Genomic DNA, 22330 nt, shown 5'->3' with positions numbered 1-22330 from the left:
GTCATGAATCAGTCAAACCCCGGCGCCTCGTTGAGGCGCACCCTGGGCCCGTTCTCCGTGCTGCTGTTCGGCCTGGCGTTCCTGGCGCCCCTGATCGTCTTCGGCACCTACGGCGTGATCTCGCAGGCAAGCGGGAACACCACGGCGATGGCCTATCTGGTCGCGGCGACCGGCGTGGTGTTCACGGCGTTCAGCTATGGCCGATTGGTGAAGGTGTTCCCGGTGGCCGGCTCGGCCTACACCTATACCCGCAAGATGCTGAATGCCAATCTCGGCTTCATGGTGGGTTGGGCCGCCCTGCTCGATTACTTCTTCATCCCGATGCTGATCTGGCTGCTCGGCGCCAGCTACCTCAACATGGCGTTTCCAGAGGTACCCCAGTGGGTGTGGATCACCGGGTTCATCCTCTCCACCTCGCTGCTCAATGTCCTCGGCATCCAGGTCGCCAACCGCTTCAACCTGCTGCTGATGGCAGTGCAGCTCGCCATCATCGCCGTGTTCATCGGCCTGTGCGTGCACTACATCGTGGCGGCCAACGGCCCTGGCGGGCTGCTGTCGGCCAGGCCGTTCTTCGACCCGGACGTGCCCTTCGCCACCACCATGGCCGGCGCCGCCATTGCCGCGTACTCGTTCCTGGGCTTTGACGCGCTGTCCACGCTGAGCGAAGAGACCCGCGACCCGGGCCGGACGCTGCCACGCGCCATCGTGCTGGTCGCGTTGATCGGCGGCACGATCTACGTCGGCTCCTCGTACTTCATGTACCTGGCGCACCCCTCCCCCATGTTCGAGCAGGTGGATGGGGCGGCCTTCGAGATTGCCCGGATGATCGGCGGCGACCTGTTCTTCGCCGTGGTCCTGGCGGGGATCATCGTCGCGCACTTCGCGGCGGGGATGTCCTTCCAGGCCAGCGTGGGCCGGCTGCTCTACGCCCTCGGCCGGGACAACCAGTTGCCCCGCAAGCTGTTCGGCGTCCTGCACCCTCGCTACAAGACACCCGCCTTCAACATCCTGCTCTGCGGCGTCTTCGGCACCGCGGGTTTTGGCTTGACCATCGCCACCGCGACATCACTGGTCAACTTCGGCGCTTTTCTCGCCTTCACCGCCGTCAACCTGTGCGCGTTGCGACTCACCTTCGATGCACGCACCAGGGATGGGGCCGGCCTGCTGCTTGGCGTGCTCTTCCCCTTCATCGGCCTGATCACGGCCGGGTGGATGCTGGTCAGCCTGGACAAGGACGCACTGATCATGGGCTGTGGCTGGCTCGCCCTGGGGGCGGTTTATCTCGCCTGCCGGACCCGCCTCTTCCGCCACCCCGTGCCTGACGCGCTGGTGTAGCGGGCGCTTTCCAATCGAACCCCCTGACGACAACCCCACGGCAAGCCCCTGGCCTTGCCGTTCAATGGCGAGAATCGACATGCAAACAAAACTCCTGATCAATGGCACCCTCGTGGCCGGCGAAGGCGAAAGCCTGGCCGTGTACAACCCTTCCCTGGGCAGCGTCCTGGTGCAGACCACCGAGGCCAGCAGTGCCCAGGTCCAGGCCGCCGTGCAAAGCGCGGATGCGGCCTTCGACGCCTGGTCGCAAACGCCCCCCAAGGACCGCGCGGCCCTGCTGCTCACCCTTGCCGACAGCATCGATGCCCAGGCAGCGGTGTTCGCCCGCCTGGAAGCGGACAACTGTGGCAAGCCCTACAGCGCCGCGCTGCAGGACGAACTGCCGGCCGTATCGGACGTGTTCCGCTTCTTTGCCGGTGCCGTCCGCTGCCTGCAGGGCTCGGCGGCGGGCGAGTACCTGCCGGGGCACACCTCGATGATCCGTCGCGACCCGGTGGGCGTCGTCGCGTCCATCGCGCCCTGGAACTACCCCTTGCTGATGGCGGCCTGGAAGCTCGGCCCGGCCCTGGCCGGCGGCAACACCGTGGTCCTGAAGCCCTCCGAGCACACCCCGATGAGCACCCTGAAGCTGGGGGAACTGCTCGCCGAGATCTTCCCTGCCGGCGTGGTCAACATCGTCCATGGCCGTGGCGCCACAGTGGGTGAACCGCTCACCAGCCACGCCCGGGTCCGCATGGTGTCGCTGACCGGCTCCGTGCGCACCGGCAGCCGGATCATCGAAGGCACCGCCGACAGCGTTAAACGCATGCACATGGAGCTGGGTGGCAAGGCGCCGGTGCTGATCTTCGACGATGCCGACATCGACGCCGCCGTCGAAGGCATCCGCGCCTTCGGTTTCTACAACGCCGGCCAGGACTGCACCGCCGCGTGCCGCCTCTATGTGCAGAAGTCGGTCTACCCGGAGTTCGTCCGCAAGCTCGGCGATGCGGTGTCCAGCATCCAGTGCGGGCTCCAGGACGATCCGTCGACCGAGATGGGCCCGCTGATCACCCAGGAGCACCTGGAACGCGTCGAAGGCTTCGTCAACCGCGCCAGGGAGCTCCCGCATATAGAGGTGGTCACCGGTGGCAAACGGGCGGCGGGGAACGGGTTCTTCTTCGAGCCCACCGTCCTGGCCGGCGCCACGCAGGAGGATGAAGTGGTGTGCCGTGAAATCTTCGGCCCGGTGGTCACGGTCACGTCGTTCGAGGACGAAGCCCAGGCCCTGGCGTATGCCAACGCCTCCGACTACGGCCTGGCCTCGTCGGTGTGGACGGCCGATGTGGGGCGCGCCCATCGCCTCGCCGCCCGCCTGCAGTACGGCTGCACCTGGGTCAATACCCACTTCATGCTGGTGAGCGAGATGCCCCACGGCGGGGTGAAGCTGTCCGGGTACGGCAAGGACCTCTCCATGTATGCCCTCGAAGACTACACCGTGGTGCGCCACGTGATGTTCAAGCACTGAAGGCCCCCAAGGCACAGCTCCCCCACTATTTCCAAGAGGTTATGCATGAACAATATCGAGACGTTCGAGAGGCTCGAGTCCAACGTGCGGATGTACTGCCGCGACCTGCCGCTGGTGTTCGATACCGCCCAGGGCAGCACGATCCGCGGCGAGGATGGCCGCGAATACCTGGACTTCTTCGCTGGCGCCGGCGCCCTGAACTACGGCCACAACGACCCGCGCATGCGCGATGCCCTGATCGCGTACCTGTCGTCCAACGGTGTGACCCACGCCCTCGACCTGCACACCACCACCAAGCGCCAGTTCCTGGAGTCGATCGAGCGTGACCTGTTCAAGCCACGCGGCTGGGACTACAAGGTTCAGTTCACCGGCCCCACCGGTGCCGATGCCGTCGAGGCAGCGCTGAAGCTGGCGCGCAAAGCCACGGGGCGCACCAAGGTCGTCTCGTTCTATGGCGCCTACCACGGCATGACGGCCGGCGCGCTGGCCGTCACCGGCAACCGCACTCGCCGGGGCCCCGGGCTGTCCAGCGACGTGGTGTTCGTGCCGTACGAAGACAGCCCCTACGGCGCGTTCGACAGCATCGGCTTCCTCGAGCGCCTGGCCAACGACCCGGGCAGCGGCTCGGAAATCCCCGCGGCCGTGATCGTGGAATCCGTGCAGATCCAGGCGGGCGTCTACCCGGCCTCCAACGCCTGGTTGCAGCGGCTGCGCAAGTGGACCACCGATCACGGTGTGCTGCTCATCTGCGATGAGATCCAGGCGGGCTGCGGCCGCACCGGCGACTTCTTCGGCTTCGAGCGCTCCGGCGTCGTGCCGGACCTGATCACCTGTGCGAAATCGATCGGCGGCTTCGGGCTGCCGATGGCGATCCTGTTGATTCGCGCCGAACTGGATGTGTGGCAACCCGGCGATCACATCGGCACCTTCCGTGGCAACCAGCTGGCGTTCCTGACGGCCCAGATCGCGCTCGGTTACTGGCGCGACGAGCCGTTCCTGAAGCGGCTCGCCGACAACTGCGCGGCCATGGAACGTGCGGTCGCCGGCTACGCCGAGATCCCAGGCGTAGCGTCCGCGCGCTGCCGCGGCATGATCGCCGGCATCGACTTCGGCCGCGGCAACGTGGCCTTCGCCAAGGATGCCCAGCAGCGGGTGCTGCAAGCCGGCGTGCTGGTCGACCGCTGCGGCCCGAACGGCGAAATCATCAAACTGATGCCGCCGGTGAACACCCCCACCGACCAGCTCGAACAGGGCCTCAAGGCGTTCGGCGAATCGGTCGCGGCAGCGCTTAGCCAGTAACGGTACACGCCTGCGTGCGGCCTGTACCGATACAGGCCGCACGCAGGCTCATCGCAGGCAGCAGACAATCCGTCCGTGGCAGGAAATCACGCCAATGAGCAACGTCAATTCGATCGTGCAGAACGATCTGTCTTCGCTGATCCACCCCTACACCAACCTGGCGCAACACCGTGAGACAGGCCCTTTCGTGATCACCGGCGGGGACGGCGTGCGGGTCTTCGATGACCAGGGCAACGCCTATATCGAAGCCATGTCGGGCTTGTGGAGCGTTGCCCTGGGGTTCAGTGAACAGCGGCTGGTCGACGCCGCCATCGAGCAGTTCAAACAGCTGCCCTACTATCACAGCTTCAGCCACAAGACCAACGCCCCGGCGGCGGCGCTCGCCGCCAAACTGGCCGAGCTGGCGCCCGGCGATCTGAACCATGTGTTCTTCACCAACTCGGGGTCCGAGGCCAACGACTCGATGGTGAAGATGGTCTGGTACGTGAACAACGCGCTGGGCAAACCGCACAAGAAGAAGTTCATCTCCCGTCAGCAGGCGTACCACGGCACTACAGTGGCCTCCGCCAGCCTGACCGGCATCCCGTCGATTCATCGCGACTTCGATCTGCCGGCCATCCCGGTTCATCACCTGACCTGCCCGAACGCCTATCGATTTGCCCGGCCCGGAGAAACGGAAGAGGCCTTTTCGGCCCGCCTGGCGGATGAGCTGGAGCGCTACATCCTGGCCGAGGGAGCGGAAACCATCGCTGCCTTCATCGGCGAACCGGTGATCGCGGCGGGCGGCGTGATCCCTCCGCCACAAGGCTATTGGGCGGCGATCCAGGCGGTGTGCAAACGCTACGACATCCTCGTGGTGGTCGACGAAATCGTCACCGGCTTCGGCAGGCTCGGCACAATGTTCGGCTCCCAGCTGTACGGCATCCAGCCCGACATCCTGGTGCTCTCCAAACAGCTCACCTCCTCCTATCAGCCTCTGGCGGCCCTGGTGGTTTCCGACGCCATTCACGACGTGCTGGTCAGCCAGAGCCAGCGCCTGGGTGCCTTCGCCCATGGGCTGACCTGTACGGGCCATCCCGTCGCCACCGCCGTGGCGCTGGAAAACATCCGCATCATCGAAGAGCGCGACCTGGTGGGCCATGTCCAGCGTCTGGCCCCTGAATTCCAGCGCCGCCTGCGCGCATTCGCCGACCATCCCCTGGTAGGCGATGTCCGGGGTGTCGGGCTGGTGGGCGCTATCGAGCTAGTGGCGAACAAGGCCACTGGCCAACCGTTCGCCCAGCCCGGCGTGTTGGGAGGTTACCTGTTCAAGCAGGCACACAAGCACGGGCTGATCATCCGCGCCATCTACGACACGATCGCCTTCTGCCCGCCATTGATCACCACGCAAGACGACCTCGACGCGATCTTCAGCGCATTCGATCGGGCGCTGGCTGACGCGACGGACTGGGCCCGGTCACAGAACCTTCTGTAAACAAAAACAAGAACCTGGAGTGTTGAATCATGCATAACCCCGTTGATACCGGTTCAGGCTTCGACGTATCCGTCGTGGGGCTTGGGGCCATGGGCACGATCATGGCGCAAGTGCTGCTCAAGCAAGGCAAACGCGTAGCGGTCTGGAATCGCTCCCCCCACAAGGCGCAGGCACTCGTGGCTGCCGGCGCCCACCTCTGCGACAGTGCGCACGCCGCGCTGGCGGCGAGCCCGGTCATCCTCCTGGTGCTTCTGGACAACGCGGCGGTACTCGAGGTTCTGCAATCTGCCGAGGTGAACCCTGCACTGGCCGACCGCACGATCGTCAATTACACCACCGAGTCCCAGGAAGAGAGCATGGCGCTCCAGGCGCTCGTCAACCGTGCGGGCGGTCACTACGTCAAGGGCATGATCGTGGCCTACCCGCGCAACATCGGCCACGCCGAAAGCTACTGCATCCATACCGGCGAGCGGGAAGCCTTCGAGCAGCATCGCGCACTGCTGCAGGTGCTGGCGGGCCACACCCTGTTCCTGCCCTGGGAGGAAACGTACGCGTTCGCCGCCCTGCTGCATGCCCATTCGTTTGCCGCGATGGTGGCGTTCTACGAAGCCGTGGGCACGAGCCAGGTATTTGGCATGCCCGCTGCCAAGATGGCCCGGCTGATTCTCGACACGTCGCGCTTCTTCGTCGCCGATGCACTCGAGGAAGCCGTGCAACGCCTGGAGCAGCAGGACTTCGCGGGTGACCAGGCAAGGCTCGACGTGCACGCCAGTGCCTTCGCGGAGATTGGCCAGGCCATGCAGGCAGCCGGTGCCTGGACGCCGGTGTTCGACGCCGTGTGCCAGGTGGCTCAGCGTGCAACGTCGATGGGTTACGGCGACCAGGACATCGTGGCCACCACCCAGGCGTTCGCGGCAGCGGCCCTCCCCTCGCAACCCTAGCGTTAACCGGCGCTGACCCGCCCCGTCATCACGGGGCTTTCCAGGCCCACGCCAGCCTCACAAAGGCCCATTTAATGGCGCGCTTTATCAAGTCTCCGCAGGCGCCACGGACCAGACTCGACGGCAATTACAACAATAAGTCCGGAGGTTCCTATGCGTGCTTTTGCTTTTCTACTGGCAGGCCTGGCGCTCGCCCTGTTCCTGACGACCCATACCCCGAAGCCTTACGTAGAGAATCGCACGGCCGTGCCCACAGGGCACCCGGTCGCGAGCATAGGCGATATCTTCCGCCACTATTGATGGACGAGGCCCGGCGCTGATTGCTCTCGGCGCCGGTCGGCCCCACCTACCGGCGCGTGCGCCCTCGCCCCAGCAGACGCGGCTGGCGCTGGATGCCCTGACTCTTCTGCCAGTTCAACGGGCTCATGTGGAACCAGCGGTGGAAGGCGCGGCAGAATCCGCTGGCATCGGAGTAACCGAGCATCGTGGCCAGCTCGCCGATGTTGACCGAAGGCCTGGAAAGATACGCTTGCGCCATGCACTGCCGGACCTCATCCAGCAACTGCTGGAAAGTCAGTCCTTCGTGCTCCATGAGCTGACGCAACTCGTTCGGCGTCACCGCCATGACACTGGCCACCCTGTCCGCCGTAGCCCGCCCGGCGGGCAGCAGCTGATGCAACAACTGCTTGATCTGGTCGCACAGGTTGTCGCTGGAGAGCGGCTCCAGGCGCTGCATTCGCCTGGCGACCACCTGGTGCAACGCCTCGTCGGAGGCGGCATTGGGCCGGTCCAGGATCGCCGGCTCGAACACCATGGCCAGACAGTGCGCACCGAAGGTCGGCGCCATGCCCAGGGCCTGGGCATAAAGGGCCGTGTCGGTGCTGGCCGGGTGCCTCAGCAACAGGGCGCTGGGCAACCAGTGCTCCCCCACCAGCGCCCGCATCAATTGAATGCCCACCGCACAGGCCAGCTCCTCGGCCTGGTGCACGCCGGGCACGTTCGACTGACGGACGTGATAGCTGAGGGTGACCCACCCGCCTTGATGGTCCAGCCCCACCTCGGCGGCACCGTTGTAGAGCGCGTAGTGGTTGCGTAACTCCAGCAACGCCTCGCCGACCGTGCGCGTATTGCGCAGCAGGTAGAGCAGATCGCCAAAGACGCCGGGGGCCTGGAACAACCCGTATTGCAGGCCGAACAGCGCATTCCCCGAATGCAGGCTGCAGGCCTCCAGCAAGGCGCAATATTGCTGGTAGGGGAAAAGGCCGTCCTCGTGCTGCACGCTGTGGCTCGGCAAGCCGATGTGCCTGAGCATCTGCACGGGATCGAGTCCCTGCGCCGCAGCGAACGCATGGAACCCGGTAAGGCTGATCGCCCGAACGAAAGGAACGGTCGCCATAGGGGTCACACCTCGGCGGATGGCGGTGGCGACGCGGGGCACGTGGCGCTGGGGTCGAGCGCCAGCGTCGGGTGCAATTGGCGTTTCCATTGTTGCGGGCTGACGCCATGCCAGCGGCTGAACGCCCGGGAGAACGCACCGAGCTGGGTGTACCCCAGCAAATCCGCCACCTGCGTCAGGCTGATCGAGGCATCGCGGATCAGGCGTGTGGCCACCGCCTGGCGCGTCTTGTCCAGAAGCGCCTGGAAACTCGTGCCCTGTGTCAGCAGGTAGCGCTGCAGGCTGCGTGGGCTGACATTCAGATCCATGGCGATCTGCTCCACCGTGACGCGCCCGTGGGGCATCCGGTTGCGAATGAGCCGTTGAACGTGGAGGGGCAGCGACTGCAAGCTGATGTCCGCCAGCTCTTCCTGAAGCTGCCGCGTCAGCTGCATGAACCTTTCATCCTGTACGGCGAGCCGTGTATCCAGGAGAGAGGGGGCGAAGACCCAGGCGTTCTCCAGGCTGGAGAAGCGCGGTGTCACACCCAGCAGACACCGGTAGGCGGCCGGCGCCACAGCCGCGCCATGCTGCAGGAGCAAGGCCTGGGGGCGCCACAGGTGCTTGAGCAGGCTCTGCATGAGTTGCGCGCTCATGCCCATGGCCCATTCCACGGTCTGCCGTACGCAGGGAATCTCGGCATCGGTGACCTGGTAGAGCAACCGTGCGCTGCCGGCATGCCGTTCGATACGGAACTGCACCGCAGTGCCAAGCACATGGGAATGCCGGCTCAACGCGTGCACCACCTCGCCGACGGTGTGCGCGCCCTGAATGGCATGCAGCAGGCTCCCCATGCCGCGCATGCCATGCTCCAGGCCGAACTGCAGCGCGAACAGGCCATTGCCCGAACGTTGTGCGCACAACGCCAGCAACTGGTTGAACTGCCGGGTTTCGATCGCCGCGTCGAGGTCGCCCGGGCCGAGCGAGACCGCTGCCATCAGCGCATGGGGCTCAAGACCTTGCGCGAGGGCGAAGTCGTCAAAACCCAGTAACGCGCTACCCAGGATGGAGGACGTCATCATTGAAGGTCCGGCTCACGATTTCTGGCCACTGACGGGTGCATGGATTACCTGGATTTTGGCGGATGATGTGAAGCCTTTCCTCGGGATGATCCAGCAGACTCGATCGGCCTGGCGGCTGGCCGGAAGGGTGACCACGCATCACCCTTCCGGTCGGTCGCCGCATACCGAGCGACGGCAGCTCGATCAGCCTGCGTGGTCTGCGGTTTCCGCTGCCTGTTGCCGGGCCCACTCGCGCAGGACGAACTTCTGGATCTTGCCGGTAGCGGTCTTGGGCAACTCTGCCAGCGTTACATGCCGTGGCGCCTTGAAATGCGCCAGGCGCTCGCGGCACCAGCGAATCAGATCGTCACCCGTGGTCGTTGCCCGGGCATCGGCACGCAGGGTGACGAAGGCCTGGGGGGTCTCGCCCCAGCGCGCATCCGGGCGCGCTACCACAGCGGCCTCGATCACCCCGGGGTGCTGGTAGAGCACCTCTTCGATTTCCAGCGAGCTGATGTTCTCGCCTCCGGAAATGATGATGTCCTTGCTCCGGTCCTTGATTTCCACATACCCGTCCGGATGCAGCACGGCCAGGTCACCCGTGTGCAGCCAACCGTCGGCCAGGGCGCTGCGGGTCGCCTCCGGGTTATGCAGGTAGCCTTTCATCACCGTGTTGCCGCGCACCACCAACTCGCCCAGGGTGGTTCCGTCAGCGGGCACCGGCTGGCCGGTGTCGGCGTCCAGCACAGTGGCTTCCTCCAGCATCGGGTGGGCCACGCCCTGGCGGCTCATGAACCGGGCCCGGTCCTCCAGCGGCAGCTCGTCGACGCCCGGCTGCCACAGGCACAGGGTGCTGGGGCCGTAGCTTTCGGTCATGCCGTAGGCGTGGGTGATGCTGAAGCCGAGCGCCTCCATGGCGGCAATCACTGCGCTGGGGGGCGCGGCGCCGCCGGTAATGACCGACACCGGCCCGCCGGGCGCGCCGGCATGCTTGGCATGGATCAGCATCGACATCACCACCGGTGCGGCACTCAGGTGGGTCACGCCGTGCACGGCGATCGCGGCGTGAATGGCCTCCGGCTGCACCTTGCGCAGGCATACATGAGTGCCACCCGACAGGGTCACGGCCCAGGTGTGGCTCCAGCCGTTGCAGTGGAACATCGGCAGGGTCCACAGATACACGCTGCGCGGCCCCAGCTGGAAGATCAGGGCGCCGGCGCAGGCATTCAGGTAGGCGCCGCGGTGGTGCAGGACCACGCCCTTGGGATCGCCGGTTGTACCGGAGGTGTAGTTGATGGCGATGGACTGCCATTCGTTGCGCGGTGCAGTCAGCGGTCGGTTGGCGTCGCCCTGGGCCAGGAAGCCCTCGTAGTCCAGATCAGCTACCGGGTCGCCGCCCTCGGCCTGGGCATCGTCGATGCCCACCAGCAAAGGCGGCGTCTCCAGCATCGCCAGCGCCTGGTGGACCACGGCGCCGAACTCACGGTCGCAGATCAGCACCCTGGCTTCGCAGTGACGCAGGATGAACGCGATGCTGCGTGCCTCCAGGCGGATATTGATGCACACCAGGACCGCCCCGGCACCGGGTACGCCGTAGTGCGCCTCCAGCATCTCGGGGATGTTCGGCGCCAGGATCGCCACCCGCTCGCCCGGCTGTACGCCGACCCGCTCGAGGGCGCTGGCCAGGGCGCAACTGCGCTGGTGCAGCTGCTGGTAGCTGTAGCGGCGGTCGCCATAGACCACCGCGTCGCGCTGCGGGTAGACCTGCGCAGCGCGCTTGAGAAACGACAGTGGCGACAGCGGCACATGGTTGGCCGCGTTGGGGGCCAGTTCGTGTTCGAAGCTCGGCGTCATCATGCCAGGCACCTCGTCCATGGGCAGTCCAGGGGTTGCACGCACATATCCATCTCCTGTTTCTTGTTGTCCTGACCGCCCCTGCACCCCGGCGAACGCCGGCGCCGCAGGGCCAGTCACCGCGGCGCCTACAGGCTGCTGCACTGATGGCCGCCATCGACCACGATCTCGCTACCGCTCATGCCCCGTCCGGCGTCGCTGGCGAGCAGCAGCAAGGCTCCGTCGAGGTCCGCCGGCTGGTTGAAACGCCGGCTGGGAATACGCGCACGCAACTTCTGCCCCGCTTCGCCGGCCAGGAAGACCTCGTTCAGGTCGGTCATCACATAGCCCGGCGCCAGGGCGTTCACCCGTATGCCGTGGCGCGCCAGCTCCAGGGCCATGGCCCGGGTTAGGTGAGCCAGGCCGGCCTTGGCCGCGAGATAGGGGCCAACGGCGCCGGCCACACGGCTGGCGAGGATCGAGGTGACGTTGATCAGGCTGCCGCCCTTCCCCGCCGCGACCATGCGCCGGGCGCTTTCCTGGGCCACGGCCCAGGCGCCCTTGAGGTTGGTATCGAGCACGCGATCCCAGCTGTCATCGTCGCAGGCCAGCAAGGGTTGGCTGTCGCTCACCCCGGCGTTGTTGACCAGCACATCCAGCGGGCCCGCGGCATCGAGCACCCGGCAGATATCCTCGCGGCAGGTCACATCGAGGGCGAAGGCACGGGCACGTCCCCCCGCCCCCTCGATGGCCTCCACCAGTTCCTGTAGCGGCGCCTGGCGCCGGGCCGTCACCACCACCTCGGCGCCCGCGGCGGCCAGGGTCATGGCGAAGTGTCGGCCCAGGCCACTGGAGGCGCCGGTCACCAGGGCACGGCGACCGTCGAGGGAGAACAGTCGAACCAGGTCGGGCTGCATCAGTGGCTCCCCGGGCGCTGGCCGAGCAGCTTCTTCGCCAGGCTCATCCGGTGCACTTCGCTCGGGCCGTCGTAGATGCGGAACGGGCGGATGTCACGGAAGATGCGCTCCACCACCGTGTCCCCGGTCACTCCACGCCCGCCCAGCACCTGCATGCAGCGATCCACCACCCGCCACAGCGCCTCGGAGCTGATCACCTTGGCCATGCTCGAATCGACATTGCCCCGCTGGCCCTGGTCGAGCACCCAGGCGCAGTGCCAGACCGCCAGGCGCACCACATGCAGGTCCATCTGGTTGTCGGCCAGCATGAAGCCCACGCCCTGGTGCTCGCCCAGCGGCTTGCCGAAGGCGTCGCGAGTGCGCGCATAGTCGCAGGCGATGTCGTGGGCACGGCGCGCGGCACCGAGCCAGCGCATGCAGTGGGTCAGGCGCGCAGGCGCAAGGCGCACCTGGGCGTAGCGGAAGCCCTTGCCGATCTCACCCAGTACATCGCTCGCCGGCACCCGCAGGTTATCGAAGCGCAGTTGGCCGTGACCGCCGGTGAAGCAGCGATCCAATGAATCCAGCTGACGCTCGTGGACGATGCCCTCACGCTGCATGTCGGTGAGGAACATGGTCGCCGTGCCGTCTTCCATGCGCGCCATGACGATGGCGAAGTCGGCCCCCTCGGCGCCGGTGATCAGCCATTTGCGGCCATTGATCACGTAGTCGTCACCGTCGCGGGTGGCAGTCGTGCGCAGCATCGACGGATCGGAGCCCGAGCCCGGCGCCGGCTCGGTCATGGCGAAGCACGAGCGGGCACGCCCCTGGACCAGCGGCCGCAGCCAGCGGTCCTTCTGCGCCTCGGTGGCGACCACGTCCATCAAGTGGATGTTGCCTTCGTCCGGGGCGTGGATGTTCAACGCCACCGGGCCCAGGGGCGAGTAGCCGGCCTCTTCGAAAACGATGGCCTTGGCCACGTGGCTCAGCCCCAGGCCGCCCATCTCGCGGCTGGCATGGGGGGTCAGCAGGCCCACATCGCGTGCGCGGTCCAGCAGGTCCAGGCGCAGGGCGTCACTGGGGCCGTGGGCGCCCTGGCGGGGGTCGTTTTCAAAGGGGATTACCTGTTCCGCAATGAAGTCTCGGGTCTTGGCCTGCAGCGCCAGGAGTTCGTCCGGGAGGGAGAAGTTCATGGTTGTCCTTGTGGGGCGAGTCGGTCGTGAGAAGTGGGTGTGGCCAGCCGTGCTCAGGGCACGGCCTTGGGATTGCTGATCGCCAGTTGGGCGAGCGTGATTGCGCGCAAGGCGCCAACCAGGTTGCGACGGGCGTGCGGGGCATCATGTGCACCGGCGCGGATCGCGCCCGCCAACTGGCGGCGGGTCTCGGGCAAGGTGGCGGGCGCCCCATCCACCAGGGCCGCCAGGCGCGTCCGCTCCTGGTCGTCGAGCACCGCCTTGGCGCGGCTTTCCCGGGCGGCGATGGCCATGGCGTTGGCGATCATCAGCACCGGATAGCGCAGCTCGCCGGGCGAGGCCGGCAAGACCTGCTCCAGCAGCGTCTGGCGGGCAATGTCGAGCAGTTCAGCGGCATTCGGCTGGGTCATGGCGCATCGGCTCCAGTCATGTTCAGGATGTCGAGTTCGAGCTCGGGCAACAGGCGTGCAGTCAATGCCAGCTCGAGGGAAGGTTCTTCACCGGAGAGGTGGCGCTGACCTTGCTGCAGGGCGATCACCGCCCAGCGCAGGGTGGCCATGACCTGCCAGTAATGCAGTTGGCTGCGCTCGATGCGCAGAGCGGACAGCCCGTGGTAGCCCTGCAGGAAATCCTCCAGCACGCCGATGCCACCCGCTTCGAGGTCGGGCCGGGTGAAGCGCCAGCAGGGGGCGGTAAACCAGCCCAGGTCCTCGCAAGGGTCGCCCCAGCCGGTGAATTCCCAATCCAGCACGGCCTCGAGGCCCTGCTCGCTGGCCAGGTAGTTGCCCGTGCGGTAGTCGCGGTGCAGCAGGCACAGATCGCTGCTGGGCGGAGCCTGCAGCTCGCACCAGCGCAACCCCCACTCCAGCACCGGATAGGCATCGGCGAGGGTGTCGAGGTAGCGGCGATAGGCCTGGATGGTCACCAGCGCCGGCGAGCTGTCCGGCATGGGCAGGAAATCCAGCGTGGCGCACGGCGGGCGGACCTGATGCAGACGCGCCAGGTTGGCACCGAGCTGCGCCGCCAGCCGCGATTGGCCCTGGGCCCCAGCGCCCGCGCTGAGCAACCGCCCGGCGGCGATACCCGGCACGTACTCCATCAGGAAGAACACCCGGCCATGGACGCGAACATCGCGGCATAGCCAGAGCGGGCGTGGCACCTTCACACCTGCCTGGTGCACCACCTGCAACACGGCGAACTCCTGTTCGCGATCGAGGCTGGCGGGAAGCGCGGAGAGGGCATCGCTGCGCAGCACCCAACGCCGGGAACCGGCCCACGGGCCGCCTTCTATCTGCAGGTCCAGCAGCCAGTTTTCCTGGATGGCGCCACCGCTCAGGCGCTTGCGGGCCTGGATGACCACCCGCGTGGCCGAGGCCTGTTCGCGGATGAAGTCGGCCAGGCGGTGATCGTCGGACCGGGCCTCCGGCGTATCGCTGGCCGGAGAAATCGTTGGAGAACTGCTCATGGATCGGGGGACTCTGCCTGGGTTCTGATGGGCAGACACCCGGGAGCAAACCCTGGGCCAATTTCCCGAGAGTCCGCTGCAGGCCTCATGCAGCCTGGGATTGGGCGTTCCCAGGGAGCGTAGCGACAAGCCTGTCGTTGCAACTATGCAATCCATTCATTCAGTATCGAAACACTTCAACAATGAACAGACTCAGCCATGAACCCTCCCTCCTCCCAGGTTGTCGTGCTGATAAGCCACCTGCAACGCCCCCAGCAACGCAGCCGGCTCGCCCATGTGGTCACCAGGCTGACGCCGGACTATCCCGACACCCATATCGAGGTCCTCGATACCTCGGTGACCGAAGCGTTGCAGACCGCCCGCGAACTGGAGCAGACGGGCAAGGTCGATGTGTTCGTCTGCGCCGGGGCCACCGCCGCCTACCTGCGTAAACACCTGACGCGCCCGGTCCTGGCGATGCGAGTGGGCGGCGGCGACCTGCTCCGGGCATTGGGGCAGGCCAGTGAAATCTCCTCGCAGGTGGCCGTGATCAGTTATAGGCGCATCAATCAGGACCTGCAGACCATGGCCACGCTCTTCACGGTGCAGATTCACCAGGCCGCCTACACCTCGCTCGAAGAGGCCCGCCAGGCCGTGGAACAGGCGGCCCGGCTGGGCTGTCGCAGCATCATCGGCTCATCGACGGTGGTGGAGCTGGCGGAACAGGCAGGGCTGCATGGCGTGCTTTCGCTGAGCGAGGACACCGCGCGGAAGGCCCTGGAGGAAGCCATGGGCATTCTCGACAGCCAACGCATCGAGATCGCCAAGCGACGGCATCTGGATGCCGTGCTGAAACACATCCCCGCTGGCGTCGCGGCGGTCGACAACCAGGGCGTGGTGCAGTCGCTCAATCCGGCCCTCGCCCAATTGCTGGAGCTGCCGATCAGTGCCGCGCTGGGGCGACCGCTGGAGCAATTGTGCCCGGAGCTGGACCTGCAGCAGGCGTTGCAAGGTGGCGCCAGCGAGGAAAACCGGGTGATCCGCCTCGGCTCGCACGCGGTGGTCAGCAACCTGCTGCCCATCCTGGAGAACGGCGAACGCACCGGCCTGGTCCTGACCTGCCAGGACATCACGGCCGTGCAGCGCGCCGACCAACGCATCCGCTCCACCCGCCGTCCCGGCGCGTTCGCCGCCCGCTATCGGCTCGACCAGCTGGACGGCAACAGCAAGGCCAACCGCGAAATGCTGCAACTGGCCAAGCGCTTCGCCACCAGCCAATCGACCATCCTCATCACCGGCGAAAGCGGCACCGGCAAGGAGCTTCTGGCCCAGGGCATCCACAACGAAAGCCCACGCTGGAAAAGTCCCTTCGTCGCCATCAACTGCGCCGCGTTTCCCGAGTCCCTGCTGGAAAGCGAGCTGTTCGGCTATGAGGAAGGCGCCTTCAGCGGCTCACGCAAGGGCGGCAAGCCAGGCCTGTTCGAAGCCGCGCACCGAGGCACGCTGTTCCTCGACGAGATCGGCGACATGCCCGTGTCGCTGCAGACCCGCCTGCTGCGCGTGCTGCAGGAGCGCGAGGTCCTGCGCCTGGGGGGCACCGAGCCGATTGCCATCGACGTGCGCATCATTGCCGCCACGCACAAGGACCTCAGTGCAGCCATGAACGAGCGCGAGTTCCGTACCGACCTGTACTACCGGCTCAACATCCTTCGCCTGCAGACCACCCCTCTACGCGAACGCCCCGAAGACATCCCCCTGATCTGCCGGGGCATCAGCCAGCGCCTGCTGGCCCAGGGCCAACCCACGGGCGCGGCCGCCATCACCGAGGCCTTGCAACCGTACCTCTTGCGCCACGCCTGGCCAGGGAACGTCAGGGAGCTGGAGAACGTCATCGAGCGAGCAATGCTCTCCGCTAACGAAATCCTCCACGAGCATGGCGTGGATGAGCAGTACCTGGCTCGCGTCCTGCCCGAACTGCGGGAAGGCCTGACGCAGCCAGCCCCCGAGAAGCAGCGACCGCGCACAAAGGAGGACTTGCACACCATCGGCAAAACCGCGCAGCTGCAACACATACAGGAAACGCTGGAAAGCTGTCAGGGCAACCTGGACGAAGCGGCGCGCCGACTGGGGATCAGTCGGACCACGCTATGGCGGCGGCTTCGTTCGGCAGATTAGGTGGGGCGTGAGTGGGCTCTTTCAGCTGTATCAGACACGACGTCAGAGGCAAGGAGCGAGCTGCTAGCTTGTAGTTTTCCCGACTCCATTCGCTGTTTGCGGTTGATCACAAAGGGCAGTTAACGGCCAGAAGCAGCTGTCCTATGAAGATAACTTTCGCTCCTTTGCTGTCGATCGCCTAGAGTACCAGCCAGCGTACAGCCACAGTTGGCCGCACGATGGATTGAAGCTCCTACGGGGGCACAGTAGGTTTACTCAGCCTGAGTTACTTCTACTCATCTATCGTGGCATTGCGGTATTGTGGGGCTTTGTCTGTGGCCAATGAAGAAATCATGAGTATTAAACCTGAATACTTTGAAGAGTTGCGCGAGATGCTTATTTCAGGCGCTATCACTGCAATCACCTTTGATACACAAATATTTGACAGGAACGGTAGAACTTTCAGGAAGGGGCTTCTAGCACAGTTTGGACAGATAAAAAACTCTAACATCCAACTGATTGTCACCGAGCTGGTTCGCGATGAGATAGAAAAACATATACTTGAAATGCACAGTGCAAGACATAAGCGAGTTAATGACGCATTTTCGCTCGTAGCTCAGCATTTGAGTGATGATTTAGCTGATGAAATACGTGAAGAACTCGAAGCAAGGGCGACCCCAGAGCAAATCGCCTTTTATGAAATAAATGATTTTTTTCTAGCCACAAATGCCGAGCTAGCATTCTACGAAGAAATATCCATCAGGAATATTTTTGAGCTTTATTTTAATAACAACCCACCCTTCCACAAAAGCAACGATAAGAAACACGAATTCCCTGATGCTGTGGCGCTTCTAAGCCTGGAAGCATATGCAGAGAACAGAGGCATTCTAGTCGTTTCCTCCGACAAGGATTGGATTAAATTCTGCAGCAACTCTAAAAATAAAAGACTTCACTGCATCCCAGACCTAACAACTGCATTTTCGCTGATAAATTCAATAGAAACCGATGCCAAGGAGATCGCTAGCCAGCGCTCTTTACAGCTCCAGAGATTCAATGATGACGGAGACCTCAAAGCAGCAATTAGCGATAATCTGATCGAAAGACTCAAGCACGAGTTACTTTTTACCGCCAGAACCAATTATTTCTACAATGCTCGCTGTGCAGACATAAAAATTGTCTCCATTACCCACAGGGAGGATAAAGCATTTGGAAAAATCCGGGATGATTTAAGCAAGACGATTTGGGCGCTTGAGTTAGACACCGTATGCCATGTCGCCGTGGATGTTGATTTTTTTGATGACAACGAAAGCTATATTGGCCGCAATAGCTACTATCACTTTTTGCCTATATCCACGACTTCAATTATCAAGATAACAGGCGAATCTATTGATGTCGAAGTTAGTTTCGACGTGAAAACGACTTTAGACTTGGGGGTAATTACACCAAACGAGCCAACTCGGAGCGTGACAGAAGATCACTAGGTATACAGCCCATGACGACCTGCTGCTTGCCGCTAGCCGCTCCTGATGGCCGCCAGCAGCCCGTCGTGGCTGGCAATATCTCAGCCATAAATACCTGTGGCGAGATGAAAAAGCCGGACGCTCGATCCGAGGAGACCTCCAGACTACCTTACTCCTAGAGTCGCATTGCCTGTCGCGGCAGTGACTACCTCCAAGTGTTTTCGCGGAAGAGCCATAACCGGCCAACTAATCTCCGCCACGTCTTGGGCTGCTATTCATCGGCTGGTGCTAAGCTCTACGAGTTGTATGGGCAGCCAGTTCACAGCCGTAACGAAGGGGCTGACTGGAAATTAGTAAAAACTGAGGAGTGTGGCTGTGGTTTTGACCGATGCATCTCTAGAATTTGCCCGCAATCATATAACAGCTTTTTACGACACTGATTTTTATCCGAAGCCTTTTGAATTTTATGCGCTATGGAATTCTTGGGCCGAGGTTAAAAGCTATCTCCTCGCAGCCTCATTAGCTGGAGCGCACACCAGCAATCCGAAAGTTCTTCCTTGGGCTAAGGCGCGCGGAGGATACCGAATCGTTCATCAACTTGAGCCCTTAGACTCTCTAATATATACAGCCCTAATATATCTAGTGGCCGAAAAAATCGAAAACTCGCGAATGCTACCATCCATTGCATGCTCCTACCGAATTGAGGTTGATGAAAATAGTTATTTCTCGAAGGGATCTGGCTTTCCTGCATATAGAGAAAGCTGCGAGAGGCTAGGTGGGATTTATGAATATGTGCTTTCTACAGACATTAGTGACTTCTACAATCAAATATATCTTCATCGAGTAGGCAACGTAATTGACTCGGTCGGAGCACCCGCAGGCACTGGCAGGGAGATCGAGAGCTTCTTATCTCGACTAAACAACAAAGCATCTCAAGGCATACCAGTAGGGCCTGCAGCTTCAATAATTTTGGCAGAGGCAATTCTTCTTGATGTTGACCAATTCATATCCAACCATCACGTCGAGCATGTTCGCTATGTAGACGACATACGTATATTTTCGGATTCGGAAGAGCAGCTTTCAGAGATTCTCGAAAACCTAGTGATTTATCTTCACGACCAACACAGGCTCGGTCTAGTTTCAGAAAAAACCTCCATTAGATCGTCCGCTCAATTTCTGCAAGAAGAGCTTCAAAACCAGTATCAAATGGACAAGCTTGATATCCTGAATGAGATTGAAGCCGGAAACCAATATGGCACATATGAATCAGAACAGGACAATGAGTACGAAGACCACCAAGAATATGATGAGCATGGGCAGTATTACGAGGAAAGCGACGACGAAGACGATGATGGCGAGGATCTAGGAGCATCGTTATTGGATGCCCTTTTAAGGGTTCGGAATTTTGGCTATATAGATCTCGCCGTCTTGAGGGCCATCATTAGAAGGGCTAAGCATGGACAAGTACCCGAGATAGCAAAACCCATACTAGAGGATATAGAGTTTTACAAGCCCGTGATCAATGACGTTTGCCTGTACTTGGCTTCCTTGCCAACAGCAGAAATTAAAGAGATTTTGCCGCTACTATCAACCCTGTGCCAAACCAACAGAATAAGCAATCGAAGTATGAGGATTTGGATGGAGTGGCTTTTTACCCGTGAGGCACAGTTTCTAACCGACCAAAACATTCGACGCTATGTTTATCAAGGCACACCTACAAGCGCGGCCGCAGCTGCATTACTGGAAGGAAACATTGCATGGGCAAAAGAGGCGAAGCAGAAAATTTTGACCTCAGCATCGTGGGACAGAAGAGCTTACATCCATGCGCTCAATATATTGTCAAAAGATGAGTCTGAAAAATATCTAAAATTCATTAAGCAAAATCCATCTTTAACTCATACGGATAAATGGGTGTGTGCTTGGGTCTTGGCCGGATGTCCAACGTAGCCAGCTTATTGGATATTGGAGGCGCTACTAACTCATGATCTTGGTCGCTTCGAACGGTAGCTTTAGGCCGATAGCTACCTGCTGCCGGCACCTACTCTCGGTCTTGACTGGATGCTTGCGCGCACCGCTCCAGTGACAGAAGACAGCGCAAGGGAAAATGAGTGCCGGTAAACGCTCGTGTGATGCACCCACTGTGTCGTCCTTCCCTGATGCTGATCCGACGCCATAGTCTGCGGGCTGCCCAGCCGCAACAGGGCCGATCAGGCCCTCAGGAAGCTCGCAATCTCGCCCGCAGCGCTGTCCAGGTGCTGCTCATGGGTGAAGCCGGAAGCTTTGAGCGGCTTGAGGTCGTGATCGCCCGACGTCAGCCAGTGCAGCCGGATCGACGATGACAGGTCATAGCCGCCGACGGCGGTGCGGTCGCCGAGGGCATCACGCTCGCCCTGGATGATCAGGGTCGGGGTCTTCAGTTCGGCCAGGTGCGCGACCCGGGGTTTCTCCGGTTTGCCGGCGGCATAGAAGGGATAACCCAGGCAGACCAGCGCATCCGCGCCCAGCTCGTCGGCCAGCAGGCTGGCCATGCGACCGCCCATGGATTTGCCACCGATGGCCAATTGCCCCGTGACTTGCTGTCGCACCTCGGCATGCACGGCACGCCAGTGATCGAGCAATTGCCCCTGGGGATTCGGCGGGCGTTTGCGCCCGTCCTCACGCCGCGCAGCCATGTAGGGAAACTCGAAACGAACCACCGCAATGCCGCGCCCGGCAAGCTTTTGCGCCATTTCGTCCATGAAGGCGCTGTCCATCGGCGCTCCCGCGCCATGGGCCAGCACCAATGTGCTCTCGATAGGGCCCGAAGGCCGGTTCCACAACAACATAGGGAAATCTCCGGTGGACGGCGTCCGTTGATCCAAATCAATAGGACTTGAAGGGGCTTTCACCATGCTTCGCACGCAATTCCAAGAAACCGTGTACGGAAGCCCACAAACATGAACACAGCAGTCAGTACCGCCTACAACTACAAGGTGGTCCGCCAGTTCGCCATTATGACGGTGGTCTGGGGAATCGTCGGGATGGGGCTCGGCGTTCTCATAGCTGCCCAGCTAGCCTGGCCGGAGCTCAACTTCAACCTGCCCTGGACCAGCTTTGGGCGCTTGCGACCCTTGCACACCAACGCGGTGATTTTCGCGTTCGGTGGTTGCGCATTGTTCGCCACCTCCTATTACGCCGTCCAACGCACCTGCCAGACCCGCCTGGTCTCGGACAAACTCGCTGCCTTCACCTTCTGGGGTTGGCAACTGGTGATCGTCCTGGCCGCCGTAAGCCTGCCGCTGGGTTTCACCAGCTCCAAGGAATACGCCGAGCTGGAATGGCCGATCGACCTTCTCATCACCATCGTCTGGGTCAGCTACGCCGCCGTGTTCTTCGGCACGGTGATGAAGCGCAAGACCAAGCACATCTACGTCGGTAACTGGTTCTTCGGTGGCTTCATCCTCACCGTGGCCATTCTCCACGTGATCAACAACCTGGAGATTCCGGTCACCCTGACCAAGTCCTACTCGCTCTATGCGGGTGCGACCGATGCGATGATCCAGTGGTGGTACGGCCACAACGCCGTGGGCTTCTTCCTGACCGCCGGCTTCCTGGGGATGATGTACTACTTCGTTCCGAAGCAGGCGGGTCGCCCGGTCTACTCCTACCGCCTGTCCATCGTCCACTTCTGGGCGCTGATCGCGGTCTACATCTGGGCCGGCCCGCACCACCTGCACTACACCGCGCTGCCGGACTGGGCGCAGAGCCTGGGCATGGTGATGTCGCTGATTCTGCTGGCGCCGAGCTGGGGCGGCATGATCAACGGCATGATGACCCTGTCGGGCGCCTGGCATAAGCTGCGCGACGATCCGATCCTGCGCTTCCTGGTGGTCTCCCTGGCCTTCTACGGCATGTCCACCTTCGAAGGCCCGATGATGGCCATCAAGACCGTCAACGCCCTCTCCCACTACACCGACTGGACCATCGGCCACGTACACGCCGGCGCCCTCGGCTGGGTAGCGATGATTTCCATCGGTTCGCTGTACCACCTGATTCCGAAGGTCTTCGGTCGCGAGCAGATGCACAGCGTCGGCCTGATCAACGCCCACTTCTGGCTGGCCACCATCGGCACCGTTCTCTACATCGCCTCGATGTGGGTCAACGGCATCGCCCAGGGCCTGATGTGGCGCGCAGTGAACGAGGACGGCACCCTGACCTACTCCTTCGTCGAAGCGCTTGAAGCCAGCCACCCCGGCTTCGTGGTGCGCATGATCGGCGGCGCGATCTTCCTCAGCGGCATGCTCCTCATGGCTTACAACACCTGGCGCACCGTGAAGGCTGCCAAGCCGGCCGAATACGACGCCATCGCCCAGATCGCCTGA

At 62.7% G+C, this 22330-nt stretch carries 17 protein-coding genes; 9 read left to right on the top strand and 8 right to left on the bottom strand.

What is annotated here, in order from left to right; translation table 11 throughout:
* Positions 1–3 precede the first annotated feature (3 nt).
* From OEJ36_RS22965 to OEJ36_RS22945, 5 genes are all read left to right on the top strand, one after another.
* On the top strand, positions 4–1335 hold the full coding sequence (locus OEJ36_RS22965; protein WP_263403500.1) for an APC family permease: 1332 nt from the start codon (positions 4–6) through the stop codon (positions 1333–1335).
* 79 nt (positions 1336–1414) lie between these two features.
* On the top strand, positions 1415–2839 hold the full coding sequence (locus OEJ36_RS22960; RefSeq protein ID WP_263403499.1) for a gamma-aminobutyraldehyde dehydrogenase: 1425 nt from the start codon (positions 1415–1417) through the stop codon (positions 2837–2839).
* A gap of 45 nt (positions 2840–2884) precedes the next feature.
* Positions 2885–4138 (top strand): aspartate aminotransferase family protein, encoded by a 1254-nt coding sequence (locus OEJ36_RS22955; protein ID WP_263403498.1) that lies wholly within the window; start codon positions 2885–2887, stop codon positions 4136–4138.
* 94 nt (positions 4139–4232) lie between these two features.
* Positions 4233–5612: an aspartate aminotransferase family protein gene (locus OEJ36_RS22950; protein WP_263403497.1), complete on the top strand. Its 1380-nt coding sequence runs from the start codon at positions 4233–4235 to the stop codon at positions 5610–5612.
* Positions 5613–5641: 29 nt separating this feature from the next.
* Positions 5642–6553, top strand: a complete 912-nt coding sequence (locus OEJ36_RS22945) for an NAD(P)-dependent oxidoreductase (RefSeq protein ID WP_263403496.1) — start codon at positions 5642–5644, stop codon at positions 6551–6553.
* Positions 6554–6899: 346 nt separating this feature from the next.
* Here OEJ36_RS22945 and OEJ36_RS22940 read toward each other — a convergent pair whose 3' ends face one another.
* The 7 genes from OEJ36_RS22940 to OEJ36_RS22910 form a co-directional block, all read right to left on the bottom strand.
* The gene (locus tag OEJ36_RS22940) at positions 6900–7949 is read right to left on the bottom strand and encodes an AraC family transcriptional regulator (protein WP_263403495.1); all 1050 of its coding nucleotides are present in this window, start codon (positions 7947–7949) and stop codon (positions 6900–6902) included.
* Between the two features lie 5 nt (positions 7950–7954).
* Positions 7955–9007 carry an AraC family transcriptional regulator gene (locus OEJ36_RS22935; RefSeq protein WP_263403494.1) on the bottom strand — a complete coding sequence of 351 codons (1053 nt, stop codon included), beginning with the start codon at positions 9005–9007 and terminating at the stop codon, positions 7955–7957.
* A gap of 186 nt (positions 9008–9193) precedes the next feature.
* A complete protein-coding gene (locus tag OEJ36_RS22930; protein WP_411861043.1) occupies positions 9194–10864 on the bottom strand; it encodes an acyl-CoA synthetase in 1671 nt (556 codons plus the stop codon).
* Between the two features lie 107 nt (positions 10865–10971).
* Positions 10972–11739, bottom strand: a complete 768-nt coding sequence (locus OEJ36_RS22925) for an SDR family NAD(P)-dependent oxidoreductase (RefSeq protein ID WP_263403493.1) — start codon at positions 11737–11739, stop codon at positions 10972–10974.
* On the bottom strand, positions 11739–12911 hold the full coding sequence (locus OEJ36_RS22920) for an acyl-CoA dehydrogenase family protein (protein WP_184488837.1): 1173 nt from the start codon (positions 12909–12911) through the stop codon (positions 11739–11741). Before OEJ36_RS22920 ends, OEJ36_RS22925 begins: the two co-directional genes overlap by 1 nt.
* Positions 12912–12964: 53 nt before the next feature.
* Complete coding sequence (locus OEJ36_RS22915) at positions 12965–13321, bottom strand: DUF6285 domain-containing protein (RefSeq protein ID WP_263403492.1); 357 nt, start codon at positions 13319–13321, stop codon at positions 12965–12967.
* Positions 13318–14376: a phosphotransferase family protein gene (locus OEJ36_RS22910; RefSeq protein ID WP_263403491.1), complete on the bottom strand. Its 1059-nt coding sequence runs from the start codon at positions 14374–14376 to the stop codon at positions 13318–13320. Before OEJ36_RS22910 ends, OEJ36_RS22915 begins: the two co-directional genes overlap by 4 nt.
* A gap of 198 nt (positions 14377–14574) precedes the next feature.
* On the opposite strand from OEJ36_RS22910, the gene prpR reads away from it, so the two are divergent.
* From prpR to OEJ36_RS22895, 3 genes are all read left to right on the top strand, one after another.
* The gene (gene prpR / locus OEJ36_RS22905) at positions 14575–16530 is read left to right on the top strand and encodes a propionate catabolism operon regulatory protein PrpR (RefSeq protein ID WP_263403490.1); all 1956 of its coding nucleotides are present in this window, start codon (positions 14575–14577) and stop codon (positions 16528–16530) included.
* A 332-nt stretch (positions 16531–16862) separates the two neighbouring features.
* Positions 16863–17990, top strand: coding sequence for a PIN domain-containing protein (locus tag OEJ36_RS22900; protein WP_263403489.1), 1128 nt, complete (start codon positions 16863–16865; stop codon positions 17988–17990).
* A gap of 354 nt (positions 17991–18344) precedes the next feature.
* Positions 18345–19916: an RNA-directed DNA polymerase gene (locus OEJ36_RS22895; RefSeq protein WP_263403488.1), complete on the top strand. Its 1572-nt coding sequence runs from the start codon at positions 18345–18347 to the stop codon at positions 19914–19916.
* A 260-nt stretch (positions 19917–20176) separates the two neighbouring features.
* Here OEJ36_RS22895 and OEJ36_RS22890 read toward each other — a convergent pair whose 3' ends face one another.
* Positions 20177–20860, bottom strand: a complete 684-nt coding sequence (locus OEJ36_RS22890; RefSeq protein ID WP_411861042.1) for an alpha/beta fold hydrolase — start codon at positions 20858–20860, stop codon at positions 20177–20179.
* Positions 20861–20905: 45 nt separating this feature from the next.
* Here OEJ36_RS22890 and ccoN point away from each other — a divergent pair, with 45 nt between their 5' ends.
* Complete coding sequence (ccoN, locus tag OEJ36_RS22885) at positions 20906–22330, top strand: cytochrome-c oxidase, cbb3-type subunit I (RefSeq protein WP_263403486.1); 1425 nt, start codon at positions 20906–20908, stop codon at positions 22328–22330.

Origin of the sequence: Pseudomonas sp. PDM13 (genome assembly GCF_025685765.1) — a bacterium.
Taxonomy (GTDB): Bacteria; Pseudomonadota; Gammaproteobacteria; order Pseudomonadales; family Pseudomonadaceae; genus Metapseudomonas; species Metapseudomonas solani.
This window is presented reverse-complemented; position numbering and strand designations above follow the sequence as displayed.

Coding starts and splice junctions, on each gene's coding strand:
- OEJ36_RS22965 (WP_263403500.1), top strand. CDS start 4: ATGAATCAGTCAAACCCCGGCGCCTCGTTGAGGCGCACCCTGGGCCCG.
- OEJ36_RS22935 (WP_263403494.1), bottom strand. CDS start 9,007: ATGACGTCCTCCATCCTGGGTAGCGCGTTACTGGGTTTTGACGACTTC.
- OEJ36_RS22925 (WP_263403493.1), bottom strand. CDS start 11,739: ATGCAGCCCGACCTGGTTCGACTGTTCTCCCTCGACGGTCGCCGTGCC.
- OEJ36_RS22920 (WP_184488837.1), bottom strand. CDS start 12,911: ATGAACTTCTCCCTCCCGGACGAACTCCTGGCGCTGCAGGCCAAGACC.
- prpR (WP_263403490.1), top strand. CDS start 14,575: ATGAACCCTCCCTCCTCCCAGGTTGTCGTGCTGATAAGCCACCTGCAA.
- OEJ36_RS22930 (WP_411861043.1), bottom strand. CDS start 10,864: ATGGACGAGGTGCCTGGCATGATGACGCCGAGCTTCGAACACGAACTG.
- OEJ36_RS22940 (WP_263403495.1), bottom strand. CDS start 7,949: ATGGCGACCGTTCCTTTCGTTCGGGCGATCAGCCTTACCGGGTTCCAT.
- OEJ36_RS22950 (WP_263403497.1), top strand. CDS start 4,233: ATGAGCAACGTCAATTCGATCGTGCAGAACGATCTGTCTTCGCTGATC.
- OEJ36_RS22890 (WP_411861042.1), bottom strand. CDS start 20,860: ATGGTGAAAGCCCCTTCAAGTCCTATTGATTTGGATCAACGGACGCCG.
- ccoN (WP_263403486.1), top strand. CDS start 20,906: ATGAACACAGCAGTCAGTACCGCCTACAACTACAAGGTGGTCCGCCAG.
- OEJ36_RS22915 (WP_263403492.1), bottom strand. CDS start 13,321: ATGACCCAGCCGAATGCCGCTGAACTGCTCGACATTGCCCGCCAGACG.
- OEJ36_RS22900 (WP_263403489.1), top strand. CDS start 16,863: ATGAGTATTAAACCTGAATACTTTGAAGAGTTGCGCGAGATGCTTATT.
- OEJ36_RS22910 (WP_263403491.1), bottom strand. CDS start 14,376: ATGAGCAGTTCTCCAACGATTTCTCCGGCCAGCGATACGCCGGAGGCC.
- OEJ36_RS22955 (WP_263403498.1), top strand. CDS start 2,885: ATGAACAATATCGAGACGTTCGAGAGGCTCGAGTCCAACGTGCGGATG.
- OEJ36_RS22945 (WP_263403496.1), top strand. CDS start 5,642: ATGCATAACCCCGTTGATACCGGTTCAGGCTTCGACGTATCCGTCGTG.
- OEJ36_RS22960 (WP_263403499.1), top strand. CDS start 1,415: ATGCAAACAAAACTCCTGATCAATGGCACCCTCGTGGCCGGCGAAGGC.